The 1049-nt window shown below is 54.1% G+C and carries 1 protein-coding gene; it reads left to right on the forward strand.

The genetic code is table 11. The features are described from left to right. A partial coding sequence (tuf, locus tag AC4PR2_RS29105; protein WP_004929262.1) for an elongation factor Tu occupies positions 1-1049 on the forward strand: 1049 nt, incomplete at both ends.

The following is a 1049-nucleotide window of genomic DNA, read 5'->3' on the forward strand; positions in this document are numbered from 1 at the left end:
ACCGTACTGGCTAAAACCTACGGCGGTTCTGCACGTGCTTTCGACCAGATCGATAACGCGCCAGAAGAAAAAGCTCGTGGTATCACCATCAACACCTCTCACGTTGAGTATGACACCCCGACTCGTCACTACGCGCACGTTGACTGCCCAGGGCACGCCGACTACGTGAAAAACATGATCACCGGTGCTGCTCAGATGGACGGCGCGATCCTGGTAGTAGCTGCGACTGACGGCCCAATGCCTCAGACCCGTGAGCACATCCTGCTGGGTCGTCAGGTTGGCGTTCCTTTCATCATCGTATTCATGAACAAATGCGACATGGTTGATGATGAAGAGCTGCTGGAACTGGTAGAAATGGAAGTTCGCGAACTGCTGTCCGCGTACGACTTCCCAGGCGACGACCTGCCAGTAATCCGCGGTTCCGCGCTGAAAGCGCTGGAAGGCGAAGCTGAGTGGGAAGCGAAAATCATCGAACTGGCCGAAGCCCTGGACAGCTACATCCCAGAGCCAGAGCGTGCTATCGACAAGCCGTTCCTGCTGCCAATCGAAGACGTATTCTCCATCTCCGGTCGTGGTACCGTTGTTACCGGTCGTGTTGAGCGCGGTATCATCAAAGTTGGCGAAGAAGTTGAAATCGTTGGTATCAAAGACACCGTTAAGTCTACCTGTACTGGCGTTGAAATGTTCCGCAAACTGCTGGACGAAGGCCGTGCTGGTGAGAACGTAGGTGTTCTGCTGCGTGGTATCAAGCGCGAAGAAATCGAACGTGGTCAGGTACTGGCTAAGCCAGGCTCTATCAAGCCACACACCCAGTTCGAATCTGAAGTGTATATCCTGAGCAAAGATGAAGGTGGTCGTCACACGCCATTCTTCAAAGGCTACCGTCCACAGTTCTACTTCCGTACTACTGACGTGACCGGTACCATCGAACTGCCAGAAGGCGTAGAGATGGTAATGCCAGGCGACAACGTGAACATGGTTGTCACCCTGATTCACCCAATCGCGATGGACGACGGTCTGCGTTTCGCAATCCGTGAAGGCGGCCGTAC

It is taken from the genome of Serratia sp. A07, from assembly GCF_058725505.1.